At 72.9% G+C, this 946-nt stretch carries 2 protein-coding genes; both read right to left on the reverse strand.

Features of this window, described 5'->3' with window-relative positions; genetic code table 11:
- Window positions 1-18: 18 nt before the first annotated feature.
- Complete coding sequence (locus tag G3I53_RS11945) at window positions 19-294, reverse strand: hypothetical protein (protein WP_164332602.1); 276 nt, start codon at window positions 292-294, stop codon at window positions 19-21.
- Between the two features lie 126 nt (window positions 295-420).
- A partial coding sequence (locus tag G3I53_RS11950) for an anti-sigma factor (protein WP_164438321.1) occupies window positions 421-946 on the reverse strand: 526 nt, incomplete at its 5' end.

The following is a 946-nucleotide window of genomic DNA, read 5'->3' on the forward strand; positions in this document are numbered from 1 at the left end:
CGCCCGGGCGCGCGGGGCCTAACGGCCGCCGAAGAGCGTGCGGCGCAGCCGGCGCAGCGGCGCGAAGAGCGAGACGCGGCTGGTGCGGGCCCGGACACCGCGGGCACCGCGGTCGTGCGCGGGGTCACGCGCGGTGAGCTCACGCATCAGTGACGTCGCCTCGGCCGTCTCCCGCTGGGGGACCGCCGGTCCCGACAGCACCGCGAGATGGCGGTCGAGGCGCGAACTGGTCGCGCTGCTCCCGCAGGTGATCGCAGGGACCCTGGCCCTGCTGCGCACTGTTATCTGTTCCATGTCACTCCCCACCCGTACGAGTCCACCCGGCCCGGGCAGGGTAACCCTATCGCCCCGTACCGGCACACGTGTATCGCGCCCACGGGATTCACCTTCCCCGCAAGGGGGTTGACGAACACTCGGCGATTACTCTCCGAATCCGACCGTTTTCAGGGCGAGTTGGACGATGGGCTGCGCAGTGGGTTGCGGAGAGCCTCCGTCCGGTTCGACGGTTACGGCGAGTGACGTCGCGGAGGTCTCCAGATCGGAGGCGACCAGGGGCGTGTCGCCTTCGAAGAGGCCCAGCGAGCGCGGTGGTGCGCCGGGGCGCATGAGCCAGAGCTGACGCACACGTCCGTTCGGCGGGTCGTCGTAGCCGCCGAGGGTGACGACCGCGCTCGCCGTCGATGCGGAGGCGATCACTCCGATCGTGCCGCCGTCCGCGTCGCGTCCGCTGCCCACGCGCGCGTCCGGAGCCGACAGGACGTGGGCGATCTCACGTGACCGGTCGCGTTCCGCGGCCAGTTCGTCCTGGGTGCGGTTCGCCTGGACGGCGAACAGCGAGGCGACGACCAGCGCCGCCGCGGCGGTCGCCGTGGCGAACGGCACGAACAGCGGCACCCGGCGGCGACCGCGGTCGCGCGGCGGGGGGCCGGCGCCCCACACGTGCGGC

The organism is Streptomyces sp. SID14436 (assembly GCF_010548465.1).
GTDB lineage: Bacteria > Actinomycetota > Actinomycetes > Streptomycetales > Streptomycetaceae > Streptomyces.

Bases quoted from the DNA above. Each gene is read 5' to 3' on its own strand.
- G3I53_RS11945 (WP_164332602.1), bottom strand. From the start codon at position 294: ATGGAACAGATAACAGTGCGCAGCAGGGCCAGGGTCCCTGCGATCACC.